Raw genomic sequence first — 17331 nt, 5'->3', positions numbered from 1 at the left:
AGGAGAGTGTGCGCTCTCCTTCGTCTTTTTTTGTCAGACGAGAGTGAAAGGGGATATCAAGAGTAGGGCGAGCAAATTTGATTTACGTAAATCATTTTTTATCAAGAAACCATCAAGAAAACGTTGACACTCCTGTTGGGATGGTGATATTCTGGGACCAGCAGATACGATTCGGGGGATTAGATGGTTCAAGGGAAAAGGTTGACACTCAAGGAACTCGCCGAGCAAATCGGAGTGTCCACGGCGACGCTGGATCGCGTGCTGAACAATCGAGGCAATGTCAAGCCCGAGACGTACCGCATGGTGATGGAGAAAATCAAAGAGCTGAACTACATGCCGAACAAGTCCGCCAGCTTCCTCTCCCGGAAGCAGCAGCTCCGGTTCGCGGTCGTGTTTCCCGAGCATCCGGACTACTTCTGGACGCAGATCGAGAAAGGCGTCATGACCGCATACGAAGAATTGCGCGATTACGGTCTGCTCGTCCGCATCTTCAAGTCGGAGAAATACGATCTGGAGAAACAGCAGGAGAAGATGCTTGAAATCATCAGGTCGGGCGAATATGATGCGATCGCGGTCGCGCCCAGCAACTCGCAGGAGATGGAGGACATCATCGACAAGGGGATCGACGCGGGAATCGCCATCTGCACGTTCAACAACGACGCGCCCCTGAGCAAGCGGCTGTTCTATGTCGGGTGCGATTACCGGATTGCCGGCCGGCTGGCCGCGGACGTCCTGTGCAAGTTCGTCGGCGGCGGGAAGCGGGTCGGGCTCATCACCTCGGACACTTCCTCCAAATCGTCGAGCATTTCGTTCCAGATGCAGCAGAAGATCACCGGTTTCCGGGAAGTCGTGGCCGAACGCGGCGACATGGAATTGATCGGCCCGCTCAAACTGTCCCAGGAAGACTACGGCAATCCGGAGTTGTTCGGGGAGTTTTTCGCCAGCGTCGACGGGGTTTACGTGGCGAGCGCGAAGCTGAGCGTTGTGGCGAAATACCTGGCGGATCAGGGGCTTGCCGGCAAGCTGCCGCTGGTCGGACACGATATGTCGGAGGAGATATACGAGGGACTGCAGCAAGGTTCGATCACCGCGACGATCGGTCAGGATCCGCAGAACCAGGGCTACACGACGATCAAGACGCTGTTCACGCATCTGGCTTTCGGCGAGAAGGTGGCCAGGAGCGAAATGATTACGAAGCTGGAACTGATTGTGAAGGAAAATGCGCAGTACTACATCTGACGGCAAGGCCCGAAATGCGCATTTATTTTTCTGATGTAAATGATGTACGTTAATCAAAAACGAGAAAACACACATCATTTCTACTGATGAAATTGATTTCCTGCGTTCCGGATGTAACGCCCAAAGGCGCTTCATCATATTTAACCGAACTTTTCCTTGTCAAGGGGGAATCATCAGCATGTGGGGCAAGATCAAGTCGACATGGATTGTGGCGATTGTTCTGATCGCCGCGCTGACGGCGTGTTCGTCGAATTCGAACAGCACGTCCGGCAACTCCGGCAATTCCGGTGGTTCCAATGCCTCCGGCTCGTCCGAAGCTTCGGGCGGCGGCAAGATCAAGATTTCCTGGTGGGACACGATGACGTCCGATGCCAGCGTCGCGGCGCTGAACAAAATCATCGAAGACTATGAAAGCGAGCATCCCGACGTCGATATCGAACGGACCTTCATCTCCAACTCCGACATCAAGAAGAAGCTGCTGCTCGGCTCGGTCGGCGACGATGGTCCGGACATCGTCTGGATCGACAATCCCGATCATCAGGCGTATGCGGCGGCCGGCATTCTGGCCGATCTGACCGAGGAGATCGAGGAATGGGGACAAGGCGACCGCTATTTCGAAGGTCCGTGGTCTTCCACCATCTATGAAGGACGGAATTACGGCGTGCCGATCGGCAGCAACAACCTCGCACTGTATTACAACACCGAAATGCTCGCCGAAGCCGGCATTGAGCCCCCGACCACTTGGGATGAACTGAAGGAAGCGGCGAAGGCGCTCACCAAAGGCGATGTTTATGGTTTTGCTGTAAGCGCTGTAAAAAGTGAAGAAGGCACGTTCCAGTTCCTCCCGTTCCTCTATCAGGCAGGATCGGACATCACCAATTTTGACAGCGAGGGCACGCTGGATGCCCTGAACCTGTACAAGTACATGATCGACAACAAATACATGTCCGGCGAAGTGATCACGCTCAAGCAGGCCGACGTGGCGACCCAGTTCGCGGCTGGCAAGGTGGCCATGATGGTGAACGGCACTTGGCAAATTCCGTTCCTGCTTACCAACGCGACCGTCAATTGGGACGTCGTGCAGCTGCCGGTATACAAGCAGGCCGGTACGGTGCTGGGCGGCGAAAACTGGGCGATTACGAAAAACTCGAAGCACAAGGACATCGCCTGGGACATCATCAAGTTCGCCAACGAACCGGAACGTTTGAAGTCGACCTTGATGACCAACGGCCGCATGCCGGCGCGGAGCGACCTGATCGGCGATCCGTTCTGGCAGGAAGACCCGCAAATGAAAGTGTTCGCGGACAGCATGGCGTTCGCGAAGGCGCGGGCATACGGCCCGAACTATCCGACAATTTCCGAAGCGGTCCAGACCATGCTGCAGGAAGTCATCACGGGCGCGAAAAAGCCGGAGGACGCCATGAAGGCGGCCGCGGCGGTCATCCAGGAAGAACTGAAATAGCGCGGCGCCGCATTTCGGGGACAAGGGGAGCGCGTCTTGACACGCGCTCCCTCCGTCTCTCACCGGAGGAGGTAATATCGTGTCGCAGCCGAGAACGCTGGCTGGCAAGCCGGGCCTGTCGAGACGTTTCGGCAGATGGAACGGCTATCTGTTTCTGCTGCCCGCTCTTCTGTTCCTCGCCATTTTCGTCCTGTTCCCTATTCTGTACAACGTCGTGCTCAGCCTTCAGGACGTTGATGTCTACAATCTGAACGGCGAGCATCATTTCATCGGATTCGACAACTACGAGAAAGTGTTCAAGAGCTCCGTGTTCTATACGGCGTTCCGGAACTCCGCCGTCTTCACCGTGCTCAGCATCGTCTTCCAGTTCGCGATCGGCTTCGCGCTGGCGCTCTATTTCAACCAGAAGTTTCCCGGATACAGCACGATGCGTTCGCTGATGCTGCTCGCCTGGATGCTGCCCGTCGTCATCATCGCCTCGGTGTTCCAATGGATGATGAACGGCGATTACGGCGTCCTCAACTTTCTCCTTCAATCGCTCGGCATCATCGACGAGCCGCGCAGCTGGCTGAGCGACAGCCGCACGTCGCTGCTGTCCACGGTCGTCGCGAACATCTGGACGGGAATTCCGTTCAACATGATCATCCTGCTTTCCGGGCTGCAGGCGCTGCCCGAGCATCTGTACGAAGCCGCCCGGCTGGACGGCGCGAGCCGGTTCGCGCAGTTCCGGCTGATCACGGTGCCGCTGATGAAGCCGACCATTCTGATCCTGCTGATGCTCGGGATCATCTATACGTTCAAGGTGTTCGACATGGTCTACATCATGACGGCGGGCGGTCCCGTCAACTCTTCGACCGTGCTGCCCATCTACTCGTACGAGCTCAGCTTCACGAAGCTTGAGTTCAGCCAGGGCGCGGCCGTCTCGATGATCATGTTCATCATTCTCGTGTTCATCGCCATCGCCTACCTGCGGGTCATGAACAAGGAGGAGGTGCAATAGATGGCGCAGGCCAGATGGAAGCCCATCGGGATGTCGGTCATCGGCCTGGTCATCACGCTGGTCTTCCTGTTCCCGGTTTACTGGATGGTGAAAACCTCCATCACGCCGATCACCGACGTGTTCCAGACGCCGCCGAAATTCATTCCGACCGAAATTTCCTGGCAGGCTTATGTGGACAACTTCGTACGGGATGCGCAGATGCTGCGGTACATCGGCAACAGCTTCATCGTCGCCTTCGGGACGCTGCTCCTGTCTTTGCTGCTCGCGGTGCCCGCGGCTTACGGGCTGGCGCGGCTCGACCTGAAGGGCAAGGCGGTCTTCATGATCTTCCTCCTGGCGGTGCAGATGCTGCCGGGGATCACAATGGCGATGCCGCTGTACATCATGTTCTCGAAGCTGGGCCTGATCAACGACTTCCTGGGGCTCATTCTTGCCGACGTGATCCATTCCTTGCCGTTCGCCATTCTGGTTCTCCGTCCTTCCTTCCTGGCCTTGCCGAAAGGGCTGGAAGAGGCGGCCATGATTGACGGCTGCAACAAGTTCACGGCGTTCGTCAAGGTGGTCCTGCCGCTCGTGAAGCCGGGCATGATGACCGTCTCGGTCTTCTGCTTCCTGTTCGGCTGGGGCGACTTCATCTTCGCCCTTACGCTGACGTCGGAGGACGCCGTGCGGCCGCTGACGCTCGGGTTGTACCGCTTCATCGGCCAATACGGCACGGAATGGAACAATCTGATGGCGGTGGCCACGATCGCGGCGATGCCGATCATCTTGATTTTCATCACGCTGCAACGCTATGTCGTCGGCGGCATCGTGGCCGGCTCCATGAAGGAGTGAGCCCGTGAAACGGAAAGTATACGCGGCATGCGAACTGCCCGCGGAAGCGAAGGCGCATCTGGAGGAACATTTCGACTGCGGTTATTGGACAGGGCCCGGACCGATCGCGGCCGATCAATTGCGCGAGGCCGCCGCGGAGGCGGAAGGAATCATCGTCACCGGCACGCCGGTGGACGCCGGGCTGCTGGAGGCGCTGCCCAGGCTGCGGGCGGTCAGCAATTTGTCGGTCGGGTACAACAACCTGGATCTCGAGGCGATGAGACGGCGCGGCATTATCGGCATGCATACGCCGCACGTGACGGATGATTCGGTAGCGGATTTGACGTTCGCTCTCATGCTCGCTGCCGCCCGCCGGGTGACGGAGATGGACCGGTTCGTCAGGAGCGGCAAATGGATGCCGGGACCGGACCGCGACCGGTTCGGACTCGATGTCCATCACGCCATGCTCGGCATCATCGGCATGGGCAGAATCGGCGAGGCGGTAGCCCGCAGGGCCCGTTTCGGCTTTGAAATGGACGTGCTCTACTGCAACCGTTCGCGGAAAGTCGAGGCCGAGCGGAAGCTGGGCGTCGTATACAGCCCGCTCGAGGAACTCCTGCAGTCGTCCGACTTCGTCGTCATGCTCGCGCCCCTGACCCGGGAGACGCGCCGCATGATGGGCGAGCGGCAGTTTTCGTTGATGAAGAAGACCGCGGTATTCGTCAACGTCTCAAGGGGCGAGACGGTCGACGAGGCGGCGCTCGTCCGGGCGCTCAGGAGCGGCACGATCCGGGCGGCGGGGCTGGATGTGTACGAGAAGGAGCCGATCGCGCCCGACCACCCGCTGCTTGCGCTCGACAATGTCGTCGCGCTTCCGCATCTCGGTTCGGCGACCGCGCGGACGCGGCACGCGATGGCGATGATGGCCGTGCGCAATTTGACGGACGCCCTCGTGCACGGTAATCCGCGCCATGTCATACCCGATTTGATGCCATAGACAAAGCGGCATGTTGAAGCAAAGATTGAAAGACCATCACCAATGGGAGTACAGCGGGAGGGGACCATCAGTGAAATTTACAGACGGCTACTGGCATATACGCGCGGGTTACAACGTGCTGTACCCGATCGAGATTCGCGACCATGAGATCGATGGCGGATCGGTGACGGTGTACGCGTCCACCAAGAAGATCAACCATCCCGGCGACACCCTCAATACGGCGCTGATCACGGCGAAGTTCAGCTCGCCCATGGAGGACGTCATCTGCGTGGAATATTCCCATTTCCAGGGCGCGGACCCGGCCGGCCCCGAGTATGAGCTCCACGCGCCCGGTGCGGGAAGCGTCAGCGTCGAGGACGGACCGGAGGCGATCACGCTGACGAGCGGGAAGCTGTCCGTCTCCATCCGGAAGCAGGGCGGCTGGAACGTGGATTATTTTTATGAGGGAAGGCGGCTGACCGGCTCCGGCTCGAAGGGCCCGGCTTATATCAAGGCCGCAAGCGGGGAAGCGTACATTCGCGAACAGTTGGATCTCGGCATCGGCGAGAGCATCTATGGCCTCGGGGAACGGTTCACGCCGTTCATCAAGAACGGTCAGGTCGTCGATCTGTGGAACGAGGATGGCGGCACCTGCAGCGAGCAGGCGTACAAGAATGTGCCCTTCTACTTGTCCAGCTACGGTTACGGCGTGTTCGTCGCGCATCCCGAGAAAGTCTCGTACGAGATCGGTTCCGAGCTCGTCTCCCGGGTCCAGTTCAGCCTGCCGGGCGAATCGCTGAAATACTACATCGTGGGCGGCGAATCCATGAAGGACGTGCTCACGAACTACACGACCCTGACGGGGAAACCCGCGCTTCCGCCCGCGTGGTCGTTCGGACTGTGGCTGACGACTTCCTTCACGACGAGCTACGATGAGGGGACGGTCAACCATTTCATCGACGGCATGCTGGAGCGCGATGTGCCGCTGCACGTCTTCCATTTCGACTGCTTCTGGATGAAAGAGTTTCAGTGGTGCGACTTCCAATGGAACAAGGACGTGTTCCCCGATCCGGAAGGCATGCTGAAGCGGATGAAGGACAAGGGGCTGCGCATCTGCGTCTGGATCAACCCCTACATTGCGCAGAAATCGTATTTGTTCCGGGAAGGCAAGGAAAACGGCTATCTCGTCAAGAACAAAGACGGCAGCGTCTGGCAATGGGACCGCTGGCAGGCCGGCATGGGGCTGGTCGATTTCACGAACCCCGCCGCCGCGCGCTGGTTCAAGGACAAGCTGATCGAGCTGCTGAAGATGGGCGTGGACTGCTTCAAGACGGACTTCGGCGAGCGCATTCCGACGGATGTCATCTATTACGACGGCTCCGATCCGGTGAAAATGCACAACTACTATACGTACCTCTACAACAAAACCGTGTTCGAGGCGCTGGAGGAAGTCCGCGGGAAGAACGAGGCGATGGTGTTCGCCCGTTCGGCCACCGCGGGGTCGCAGAAGTTCCCCGTGCACTGGGGCGGGGACTGCTCGGCGACGTACGCCTCGATGGCGGAGACGCTGCGCGGCGGCCTCTCGCTCGGCCTGAGCGGGTTCGGTTTCTGGAGCCATGACATCAGCGGCTTCGAACTGACCGCGACGCCGGATCTGTACAAACGCTGGACGGCGTTCGGCCTGCTCTCCTCGCACAGCCGGCTGCACGGCAACCAGTCGTACCGCGTGCCGTGGCTGTTCGATGACGAGGCGGTCGACGTGCTGCGCTACTTCACGAAGTTGAAGTGCCGGCTCATGCCCTACCTGTACCGCACGGCCTGCGAGGCTTCCGAGACGGGCGTTCCGGTCATGCGGGCAATGGTGCTCGAGTTTCCGGACGATCCGAACTGCCACGGGTTGGACCGCCAGTACATGCTTGGCGGCTCGCTGCTCGTCGCGCCGATCTTCAACGACCGGGGCGAAGCGTTCTATTACGTGCCGGAAGGCGTCTGGACGCATCTTGTCACCGGCAAAAGAATCGAGGGCGGGCGCTGGGTCCGCGAGCAGTACGATTATTTCGGCGTTCCGCTGCTCGCCCGCCAGGGCAGCATCGTGGCCATGGGGGCGGTCGACAGCCGACCGGACTACGATTACGCGGCGGGTGCGGAGCTGCACGCGTTCGAGCTTCAGGACGGCGCGGAAGCGGCCGCGGTCATTCACGGCACGGACGGCAAGCCCGTGATGCGCGTGACGGCTCTGCGCAGCGGCCGGACGATCGATGTATGTGCCGAAGGCGCCGCCGGTCCGTGGACGCTCGTGCTGCGCAATGTCGACGCGATCGAATCGGCGGAAGGCTGCCGGTGGGAAGCGGGCGAACAGGGCGTTCGGCTGATCATGGACGAGCGGACGCAACACATTCAGGTTCGGTTGAAATAAGATCAATGCAAGCGAAGCCCCTGTCCGGAAGCGGACAGGGGCTTTCCCGTGCGCGGGGGGCCGCTTAACGGCGTTTCGGCCTCGGCCGGCGATGGGGTGGCACCCGCTCGATCATCGTGCGGAACGTTTCGCCCCGCTGTTCTTCGGTGAGCGTGACCCAAGCCGTTCGCGGGACGCCGATTGCGCCGCTTCCTTCCGTGCAACGCATGTTAATGCTGTGCTATAATGGGGGAGACCGTTCCGGGCCTTCCCGCATCCGAAGACCGGAAGGCTGACGGAACAACACGGAAGGAGCATCCGAGATGGAACTTTCGGCCTGCTGCCGGGAGAGCCTCGCACGGTGCGCATTACGCGCGCGGACGGCGCGCCGGCCGATTTGACGGGGCTGATAGTCAGCACCGTTAACCTTCAATAGGCTGAAAGGTTCACCAGGTGAAAGAATCGGCACAGTTACGGCAGCCGGGCGCGGAAGGCGTCCGGCTGCCGGTTTGTTGGCGGGAAAGCGGTTTCGGTGTCATAATGGAAGCCGGGAGATCCGGGAGGAATGCAGCATGGATCGGACTTATGCCAAAGTATGGATGACATTCGCCGCCGGGGCGGCGGGAGGCGGGTTGTTCGCGTCGCTCGGACTGCCTTTGCCGTGGATACTGGGCGCCGCGTTCGGCGTGATGACGCTGAACACAACCCGGCCCGGGCTGGCGGCGTGGCCGCGCCTGCTCGGCGATGCCGGCGTCATGGTCGTGGCCTATGTGCTCGGCTGCACGATGACGCTCGGCGCGGCGATGACGATCACCCGGGAGCTGCCGTTCATGGTGCTGGCGGCAGGGCTGTGGACCGCCGTCAGCACGATGATCGGGCTCGCGTTCGCGAAACTGACCGGCCTGAGCATCCAGGACGGCGTGCTCGGCAGCATGCCGGGCGGGCTGACGCAGATGGTGCTGCTCGCGGACGAAATGCGGGGCGCGAATGCGGGCAACGTCGCGATCATGCAGACGTCGCGGCTCGTTGTCGTGTTGTATACGGTGCCGTTCCTGGCGGCGTGGTTCGCCGGCGATTCCGCGGGCGCATCGGGCGCAGCGGCGGCCGGCGGGGGAGCGGCCGCTTCCGGCGCCTTGGCCGGCCTGCCGTCCTGGGCCGGATACGCCGCGCTGCCGCTTGTGCCGCTGGCCGCGTGGCTCGGCCGGCGATTCCGCCTGCCGGCGGGGGAGTTTCTCGGGCCGGTGCTGATCGTCGGAGCGGCGGCCGTTGCCGGATGGCCGTGGCCGGCCGCTCCCCGGCCGCTCATCGCCGCCGCCCAGCTTGCCATCGGCATCTTCATCGGCTGCCGGGTGCAGCCGCGCATTCTGCTCACGAACCGCCGATTCGGACCGCTCTCGCTGCTCTTCGCCGTCTTGCTCATTCTCCTGACGGCGCTGGCCGCACGGGTATGGTCGGCTTTCGAAGGAGATTCGATCGTGACATGGTTCCTCGCGCTCGCGCCCGGCGGCCTCGGGGAAATGGCCGTGACCGCGATCGTGCTGGGGGCGGATGAAGCGCAGGTCACCGCCTACCAGTTGTTCCGGCTGCTGTTCGTGCTGATGGCCGCGCCGCCGCTCATCCGTCTGGCGTTCAGATGGCGGAAGAGCCGGACGGTGCGGACCGGGTAATGCGAAGAAGGCTCCCTTCGCCCGATGCGGGCAGAGGGAGCCTTCCGCGTATGTCCGTCATGGTATCGACCGCAGATAGGTTTCAATCAGATGAAGCGCATTGTCGGCGCGCTCGGCGTCGCGCCGGATGCCGACGATGAAGCGCTCCTTGTAGAGCGGCAGTTCGCCGATCAGCGGGCTGTCCGACAGATCGATGCCGTAAATATGCTCGCCGTTCTCCTCGCCGCCGAACGCCTTGACGGCTGCGCCTTCCGGGAGCAGGGAAGAGAACCTGCCGGCCGCCCATTCATCGAGTTCCATCAGAATGCCGGTCTGCGCGAGCCAGGGATACGTCTCGCTGTCCAGAATGTAAATGTCCGGCTTCTCCGTGGCGAGCAGCACCGACGCCTTCTGGAGCATCGCGATGTCCAGTTGGCTGCGCCCTTCCAGGGAGAACGTGAGCAATTGTAGCTCCACGCGCTTCCAGTCCGGGAAATGGCCGAGCATGACGGCTTCAAGGTTTTCCGTGTCCGCGCTGCCGTCCGAAACGAAAAACTGCCCAAGAATCATGCCGTCCACATCAATGGGCGGCAGCGCGGCAAGGCGGGCCTGTTCTTCCTTGTGCTCGATGTAGGCGTTGATTCCGTATATGATGGCTCCGATGAGCAGGATGGCGCCGAGCGTGTGCCATTTGTAGTAGCTGAAGAAGTGGTCGATTTTCTCGGCCAGTCCGGCGAACTGTTTGTACTTGCCGTACTGCTGCTCGGTCAGCTCCGTTACGGCCTGCTTCTCTTCCTGTTCCAGGATGAAACGGTAGGCGCGCGTAATCTCCGCAAATTCGGGGCTTTCTCCGCCGCCTTCCCGGATGCGGCGCCGTTCCTGACGCAGCAGCATGTCGTAGCGTTTCTCCACCATGTCGCGGGTGGCGTCTTCGGGAAGCCCGAGCCGTTCGTACGCTGTCTTCAGATCCATCTGTCGGTTCACCTCTGGCAATTCTACGGTGTCGCCGGCCGCAGGTTTCACGCGGTTGATGCGAAGCCGCTCACACCGGGGCGTCTCTGGACTTGTCCGGCGGACGGCCCTCGACCGGCAGGTAGAGGGTAAACGTCGTGCCTTCGCCTTGCCGGCTTTCCACCTCGATCCGCCCGCCGTGATTCCGAATGATTCTGTAGCAGACCGTGAGGCCGAGGCCCGTGCCGTTCTCCTTCGTCGTGAAGAACGGGCTGCCCAGCCGGTCCAGCTTGTCCGGGGGGATGCCGATTCCCTGATCGGCAATCCGGATCGCGGCGGTCTCCTGATCCGCGGCGGCCTCGATCGAGAGCGTGCCGCCGTTCTCCATCGCTTCGATGCCGTTCTTCACGATGTTGATGAGCACCTGTTTGATCTGATTCTCGTCGCAGTAGATGTAGGCCGTCTCCGAAATCGGGCGCACCGCGATCTCGACGCCGCGCATGACGGCCTGGGGTTGCAGCAGCAGCACGACATGGCGGATCAATTGCGCGATGCGGGTCTTGGCGTATTGCACGGAGCTGGGGCGGGAGAGCACGAGCAGTTCGCCGAGAATTTGCTCGATCCGTCCCAATTCCTCCAGCATGATGGTGAGATAGGCGTCGCGCTTGGCTGCCGAAGACGAACCCGATTTGAGCAGCTGCAGAAACCCCTTCAGCGAAGTCAGCGGATTGCGGATCTCGTGCGCAATGCCGGCGGCAAGCTGGCCCGCGGCGGCGAGCTTCTCCGATTGGAGCATGTGCTCCGCCCTGCCCAGCGTGTCCGCATCCCGCTTCAGCCTCCGGATCTCCTCTTCCAGATGAACGGCGGCGGACAAATCTTCCACTTGCAGGATGCCGGCCGCGGACCTCCCGCCGACGTGCCTTTCGCCGTCTTCCAGCAGCGTAAGGTGGACGTGCAGCCACCGTGGTTCTCCGGCGGGCGGTTCATACCGGCATTTGGCCGACAGCGGTTCCAGAGGCTCGCGCCACGGCAGATCCGGGAACAGGTCCGGCACGGTGCGCCCGGCAAGCTCTTCCGGCCCGAGCCTGAGCATGCCGCACAAGGCGGGATTGGCATCCGACAGCCGCCCTTGACGGTCAACGAACGCTTTGCCGATTCGATCGTGTTGATATGCAAGTTTATAGAGCCGGAAATCGTCCCGAAGATTCACCATTCAACTGCAGTCTCCCGTAACAAGATGACCGTCAGCCGGCGACGAATCGTTGCGGGTCCGGCCGGTTTCCGGTCTCGGTACGGATCGTTCCGGATGGCGCATCTTAAGACGTTCGATCCGTCTCCATTATCCATCACCCCGGACTGTTTTTCAATCTTTCACCAAAAAACGGAAACGGACGCCTTCTTGATCCCATCGGAATGTGGCGGCCGCGACGGCCAGACAGACGGCCGTGAATCCGGCGAGCGCCGCGGCAGAGGTCCAGGTGTCGGCCTGCCGGCTTCCGTGCACCGCCGCGGACAGCAGATCGACGAAATGCGAGAACGGATGGAGGAGGCTTGCGATTTTGACCCATTGCGGGGCATGTTCGAGCGAGTAGAACGCTTCGCTTGCGAACAGCATCGGCAGGCAGACCAGGTTCGAGATCATGCTGGTGTCGCTTTCGTTCCGCGCCAGATTGCCGGTGATGAATCCGACGGCCGTGAAGCAGACAGAGCCGAGAAGCAGGGCAAACAGCATCAGCGCAAGCCCGGGAATCGTCGGTTTGACGCCAAAGCCGACGGCGCTCGCCGCGACCAGGCAGGCGCCTACGACGAGGGACAGCGCCGTGCGGGCGAGAGCGGAAGCGGCAATGAACGCCGAAGTCGGCAGAGATGCCGCCCGGAGCAGTTTGAACACGCCCCGGTTGCGGAGCGTCATCACTTGAAACGGGGTGACCATGCCGGGACCGAACAGGATGTTGACGGCCACTACGCCTGCGAGCAGCCGTTCGGCATAAACGGGCTCGTCGAAATACAGTCCGAGGCCGATCAGCAGCGCGAACGGGAGCAGAATGGTCCAGAACAGCGTGTGCGCATCCCGGAACTGGCCGATCAGCAGCGTGCGAAAAACAGCGAACACGGAGCGGATTCCTCCCTTTATGAAATGATTTCGCGGTTCAACCCGCCGTCAGCCGGAGATACAGTTGTTCCAGATCAGGAGCGTGATAGGCGTCAAGCAGCGATTCGGGCGTGCCTTCCGCAAGAATGCGCCCGGCGCCGATGAATACGATCCGGTCGGCGAGGCGATGGACTTCCTCCATCTCGTGCGACGTGAAGACGACGGAGGTGCCGCCTTCGGCCAGCGAGCCGATGAGCTCCCGGACTTCCCGGCGGGCTCTGGGATCGAGCGCAGCCGTCGGCTCGTCAAGGAAGAGCAGCTTCGGATCGTGGACGAGCGCCATCGCGATGGCGAGCCGCTTCTGCTGGCCTCCGGACAGACGCGCGGCGTCGGTCTTCGCCGCGTCGGCGAGTCCGCAGGCGGCCAGGCGGCGCAGCAGCTCGGCGTCCCGCAGCCGCAGGCGATGGAATGCGGCGGCCAGCCGCATGTTCTCAAGCGCCGTAAAGCCGGGGAAGAGCGGCGTCGACTGCAACTGGACGCCGATGCGGCGACGGAGATGCGATTCCGCATATTCCACGGTTCCCTCATCGGGCGTGCGAAGGCGGAGGATCAGATCAAGCGTCGTCGATTTGCCCGCGCCGTTCGGGCCGATGACGGCCAGCACTTCGCCCGCGTTCACGGAGAGGCTGATGCCGTCGACGACGGTGCGCCGGCCGTAACGCTTCACCAGCGATGCGGCGCGGATGAGTACAGGCTGGTTTGCCATGGGGAACACTCCTTTTAGCCAATGTTATATAACCAACGTTGGATATTTAGGCACGCAAGAGCCGCGGCATGCGCGGCCATCGGGCATGTGCGGTATTCGATTTAAGGCTGCGGGCGGCCGGGGCAGTTGCAGGCCGCAGTCCCGGGTCGGATATCAGTCCGTTGGCTCTTCCCGCAGCAGCGCGATCAGACGCTTCAGATAGGCGATGTCCAGTTCCAGCACGCCGATGGCGTTGTCGAAGGCGGCCATGACGATCGGCGACAGACCGTAACTGCCTTTGATCTCCCGGCCGACGAGCCATTGCTCCCGAGTCCGCTCCACTTGCTCCAGGTTCCGCTCGAGCATCCGGATCGCTTCTTCCCGCGGTACGGCGTCAATCCAGGCGAGCCCGAGCGCCAGATCGGATTTCATCGAGTGGGGGCTGAGCGTCAACGCTTCGCGGACCATCTCCCGGAATTGCGCCTCGCCTTCATCCGTAATGGCGTAAATCTTGCGCAGCCGGTTGCCGGTCCGCACTTCCGCCTCGGCGCGGATCAAGCCGTCCTGTTCCAGCTTGCCCAGCGCATAGTAGATGGAGCCGGAGAGCAGATTCGCCCAGTCGTCCATGCGGCTCTGCTGAATCAACTGCTGAATTTCGTAGCCGTGCATCGGCCGCATGCGGAGAAAGCCGAGCACGATCAAATTCGTTGCATTCACAGCGGCATGCTCCTGTCCTAAGATTGGATATCCAACGTTGGCTATCTGGTTTCCACTATACGGCCGTACGGGAAGGGTGTCAAGACGGACGGGGGATGGACACGAGGGATCGGAAGGCTCCGCGCCATGCGCGAAGCCTTCCATCCCGGAATGCTGTCAATTGGCGCCCGACTGCTTGCGGCGCAGCGCTTCAAGCTGCTCGTCGACCTGCTCGGCGTCGACGGTGTGCGGTGCGGGAGGGTTCCAGTATGCGCCGCGGGCTTTGCGCGACTCATTTTCCGCTTCCCACTGCAAAATTTTCTCCTCAATCCGCTCGAACCCGCGCGCCGCGGCACGCCCGATTTCGGAGATGCCGCCGACCGCCTTGGCGCCGAAGCCCCAATGGGTGTTCCCGGCGCCCGCTGCCGCCGCCTTCTCCGCCCGCGCGGTCAGTTCGAGGCGCTTCTCGCGCAGACGGGCCAGTTCCGCCTTCGCCTGCTCGATCTTCGCTTCCAGCTCGGCTGCGCGCCCGCCGGCTTCCTCATGCCAGGTCAGATACTGCGCCGCCTTCTGCTCGAAAGCCAGCTTATCCGCAAGGGCGGCTTTCGCTTCGGCTTCCCGGCCGGCGGCCAGCGCTTCGGATGCGCGCGTCTCCAGCTCGGCGGCGATCCGGAGGTATTCCTGGTGACGGAGCAGCGTGGTCCGTTCGACCGCCCGCTGGCTGAGCAGCGCTTCCTGCGCGTCGTCCAGCTCCTCCTCCATCTCGCGGATGTAGTGGTTCAGCATCATAACGGGGTCTTCCAGTCTGTCCAGCGCTTCATGGGCCGTAGCTTTCGCGACGTCGGCGAGTCGTTTCCAGAGGTTGCTCATCGTTTGTGCTCCTTTCGCAAATCGGTTATGGATGGGAAAAATGGTCAGACCAGCGTCCGCCAGCGTTGCCGGTGGTCAAGTTGCGGGTCAAAAGGGGTGCATGCGCGGCTCGGACGGGACGACCAGACTGCACAGAATATAGATCAGCACCATGGTGCCGAAACTGCACACCGCCGAAATGACGGCGATGAGGCGGACGATCGTCGAATCGATGCCCAGCCACGCCGCGATGCCGCCGCACAGACCGGTCAGCTTGTGGTCCGTCCTGGATCGATAAAGTTTCCGCATGAGCGTATCTCCTTTCCTGAGCGGGCCGGCGCCCGATGCGCCGATCCTTCGGTCGCCTGAATGATCCCTTGTTGATCTTATTGTAGCGTTCGGCAAAAGATGACCGTAACGGTCCCGCGGCGGTTTTCGGGTCTGGACCGGGGTCGGGGTTTTGCCCCACCCGGGGGCGGAATGGCGGAAGCAGCCCAAGCAAAAAAGGCCGCCCGATCCGTGTCAGGCAGCCGCTTTTCTCAACGTAACCTCAAAAACGTCAGCTCGATTGCCGCCCGCCTTCCTGCGGCCTTTCGGGCAGCTGCGAAACGTAACTGTGCGACATGCGGAACAGGTCGAGCGCGCGCCGGTACTCGTCCTCGGTCACAAGCGGCGAGCCGTCCGCTCCGACGCTGTCCGTGCCGGCCGGTTTGCCGCCGTCCAGCGGATAGACCGTGCCGTCCTCAAACCTTTCACCGGGCACGAAGATGGCGTAGTCATTAATGAACGATCCCGTAGGCAGATAATAGCGGATCGGCAGCAGGTTGCTGCGGTAATTGAGCAGATCCTGGCCGAAGACGACGCTGCCGTCGAGCCGGACGCCGACCAGATTTGCGACGGTCGGCATGATGTCGGTTTGGCCGCCGACGGTCTCGATCGTCTGCGGTTCGAGCGCGCCCGGCGCGATGATCAGCAGCGGCACGCGCAGCATGTCGTAATAGCCGTACGTTCTGCCGAGCAGCTCTTTCAGCAGCGACCGGTCTTCCTTCGTCAGCGAGTAGACGGGCATGCCCATATGGTCGCCGTAAATGACGATCAGACTGTTCTCCCACAGTCCCGCCGCTTTCATTTCCTCGCTGAACAGGCCGAGCGCCTTGTCCGCATAGTGCTGCGAGCGCAGATAGTCGCCGACGAACGTGCCGCGGAACCGCTCGGGCAGATCGAACGTGTCCTTGTGGGCGGGCAGATTGAACGGATGATGCGCGGACATCGAAATGAGATTCGCATACACCTTCTGCCCTTCGTCCGCCAGAGCCTTGAGCTCGGCGACGCTTTTCCGGTACAGCACCTCGTCGGAAGAGCCGAAATGGACAAAGTCTTCATCCCGGAAGAACTGCTGGTCGTAGTACCGGTCGAAGCCGAGTGCGGGGTACAACGCATCGCGATGCCAGAACTTCACGTCATTCGTGTGGAACGTGACCGTCTCGTATCCCCGCGCATGCAGCAGCTTCGGGAGGCTCGGCAGCGCCTTGCGGCCGTATGTCTCGGAAGCGGCGCCGGCCGGCGGCGTCAGCAGGGATGTGTTCGCCGTATACTCGGCATCGGATGTGTTGCCCGCGCCGACCTGCTGGAAGAACCGGGGGAAATAGACCCCTTCCTCCTTGAGCCGGTTGAGGACCGGCGTGACTTCGACGCCGTCCACTTTCAGGTCGAGCAGGATCGTCTGGAACGCTTCGAGCTGGATGAAAATCACATGCCGCCCGCCCGCCGCACTCCAGTACGCGGGGACGGCCGTCTGCTGCAGCCGCTTCACTTCCCGCACGGCGGCCGGCGTGACGACGGAAGGCTCAAGCAGCGCTTCCCGTCTCGACGTCAGCATGACGTCGACCTCATAGTTGATGATGCCCATCCGCTCGGCCCGCGCAAGCTCGTTCACGATGCCCCGGTTCGGCACGACCTGCAGGGCGCAGATGACGAGCATGACGATGAACAGGACGGCCGCTCCCATGCGGTATGCGCGGCTCGGCCGCGGACGCGACGCCCAGCGCCGGAATCCGCGGTGCCTTGCGGCGAGCAGCGCGATGACGACGAGATCGGCGAAGATGAGCAGGAAGTAGGGATGCATCAGTTGAAAAACGCTCCCCTTCACTTCCTTGACTTGTCCGATCTGCGAAAAGGCGTGGTAGGTGACGATGATGCCGAAATATTTGTAATACATGATGACGGCGAAATAGACGCAGGTATAAATGAGATCGACGATCGCATAGGCAAGTGTCTTGCGTTTGTCCGCCAGCAGCTCGATCAGCGCGAAAGCCGCCCATACCGAAGGCAGCGAGGTGATCAGCGGGTTCCAGACGGAACCGTCGAAGACGACGCTTGATGCCATGTAGAACTTGACGGCCAGCAGCACCGTGAACACCGCGAACGGACTGCGCAGCGCCTCACGTACGCGCTCATTCATTTCATG

The 17331-nt window shown here is 61.6% G+C and carries 15 protein-coding genes; 7 read left to right on the top strand and 8 right to left on the bottom strand.

The window, feature by feature from the left end:
- Positions 1–183: 183 nt before the first annotated feature.
- The 7 genes from KJQ12_RS09675 (at position 184) to KJQ12_RS09645 (ending at position 9552) form a co-directional block, all read left to right on the top strand.
- Positions 184–1239, top strand: a complete 1056-nt coding sequence (locus tag KJQ12_RS09675) for a LacI family DNA-binding transcriptional regulator (protein WP_213484499.1) — start codon at positions 184–186, stop codon at positions 1237–1239.
- A 178-nt stretch (positions 1240–1417) separates the two neighbouring features.
- Positions 1418–2701: an ABC transporter substrate-binding protein gene (locus tag KJQ12_RS09670; RefSeq protein WP_213484498.1), complete on the top strand. Its 1284-nt coding sequence runs from the start codon at positions 1418–1420 to the stop codon at positions 2699–2701.
- Positions 2702–2780: 79 nt separating this feature from the next.
- Positions 2781–3701, top strand: coding sequence for a carbohydrate ABC transporter permease (locus KJQ12_RS09665; RefSeq protein WP_244860540.1), 921 nt, complete (start codon positions 2781–2783; stop codon positions 3699–3701).
- On the top strand, positions 3702–4535 hold the full coding sequence (locus KJQ12_RS09660) for a carbohydrate ABC transporter permease (protein WP_213484497.1): 834 nt from the start codon (positions 3702–3704) through the stop codon (positions 4533–4535).
- Between the two features lie 4 nt (positions 4536–4539).
- The gene (locus KJQ12_RS09655; protein ID WP_213484496.1) at positions 4540–5511 is read left to right on the top strand and encodes a 2-hydroxyacid dehydrogenase; all 972 of its coding nucleotides are present in this window, start codon (positions 4540–4542) and stop codon (positions 5509–5511) included.
- Between the two features lie 70 nt (positions 5512–5581).
- Complete coding sequence (gene yicI / locus KJQ12_RS09650; RefSeq protein ID WP_213484495.1) at positions 5582–7906, top strand: alpha-xylosidase; 2325 nt, start codon at positions 5582–5584, stop codon at positions 7904–7906.
- Between the two features lie 551 nt (positions 7907–8457).
- Positions 8458–9552, top strand: a complete 1095-nt coding sequence (locus KJQ12_RS09645; RefSeq protein ID WP_213484494.1) for an AbrB family transcriptional regulator — start codon at positions 8458–8460, stop codon at positions 9550–9552.
- 57 nt (positions 9553–9609) lie between these two features.
- Here the strand turns inward: KJQ12_RS09645 and KJQ12_RS09640 are convergent, their stop codons facing one another.
- The 8 genes from KJQ12_RS09640 to KJQ12_RS09605 all read right to left on the bottom strand — a co-directional run bounded on the left by KJQ12_RS09640 (position 9610) and on the right by KJQ12_RS09605 (position 17325).
- On the bottom strand, positions 9610–10503 hold the full coding sequence (locus tag KJQ12_RS09640; protein ID WP_213484493.1) for a J domain-containing protein: 894 nt from the start codon (positions 10501–10503) through the stop codon (positions 9610–9612).
- A 70-nt stretch (positions 10504–10573) separates the two neighbouring features.
- Positions 10574–11695, bottom strand: a complete 1122-nt coding sequence (locus tag KJQ12_RS09635; protein ID WP_213484492.1) for an ATP-binding protein — start codon at positions 11693–11695, stop codon at positions 10574–10576.
- Between the two features lie 150 nt (positions 11696–11845).
- Positions 11846–12595 carry an ABC transporter permease gene (locus KJQ12_RS09630; protein ID WP_213484491.1) on the bottom strand — a complete coding sequence of 250 codons (750 nt, stop codon included), beginning with the start codon at positions 12593–12595 and terminating at the stop codon, positions 11846–11848.
- A 37-nt stretch (positions 12596–12632) separates the two neighbouring features.
- The gene (locus tag KJQ12_RS09625) at positions 12633–13340 is read right to left on the bottom strand and encodes an ABC transporter ATP-binding protein (RefSeq protein ID WP_213484490.1); all 708 of its coding nucleotides are present in this window, start codon (positions 13338–13340) and stop codon (positions 12633–12635) included.
- Positions 13341–13493: 153 nt separating this feature from the next.
- Complete coding sequence (locus KJQ12_RS09620; RefSeq protein WP_213484489.1) at positions 13494–14036, bottom strand: PadR family transcriptional regulator; 543 nt, start codon at positions 14034–14036, stop codon at positions 13494–13496.
- 156 nt (positions 14037–14192) lie between these two features.
- Positions 14193–14885 (bottom strand): PspA/IM30 family protein, encoded by a 693-nt coding sequence (locus tag KJQ12_RS09615; RefSeq protein WP_213484488.1) that lies wholly within the window; start codon positions 14883–14885, stop codon positions 14193–14195.
- 87 nt (positions 14886–14972) lie between these two features.
- The gene (locus tag KJQ12_RS09610) at positions 14973–15173 is read right to left on the bottom strand and encodes a PspC domain-containing protein (protein WP_213484487.1); all 201 of its coding nucleotides are present in this window, start codon (positions 15171–15173) and stop codon (positions 14973–14975) included.
- 250 nt (positions 15174–15423) lie between these two features.
- Entirely contained in the window at positions 15424–17325 is a 1902-nt protein-coding gene (locus tag KJQ12_RS09605; protein ID WP_213484486.1) for an LTA synthase family protein, read from the bottom strand.
- Between the last annotated feature and the right edge of the window lie 6 nt (positions 17326–17331).

The sequence above is a fragment of the Thermobacillus xylanilyticus genome (genome assembly GCF_907165215.1).
Taxonomy (GTDB): Bacteria; Bacillota; Bacilli; order Paenibacillales; family Paenibacillaceae; genus Thermobacillus; species Thermobacillus xylanilyticus.
Note: the sequence above shows the minus strand (reverse complement) of the source record. Positions and strands in the feature narration are given on the sequence as shown.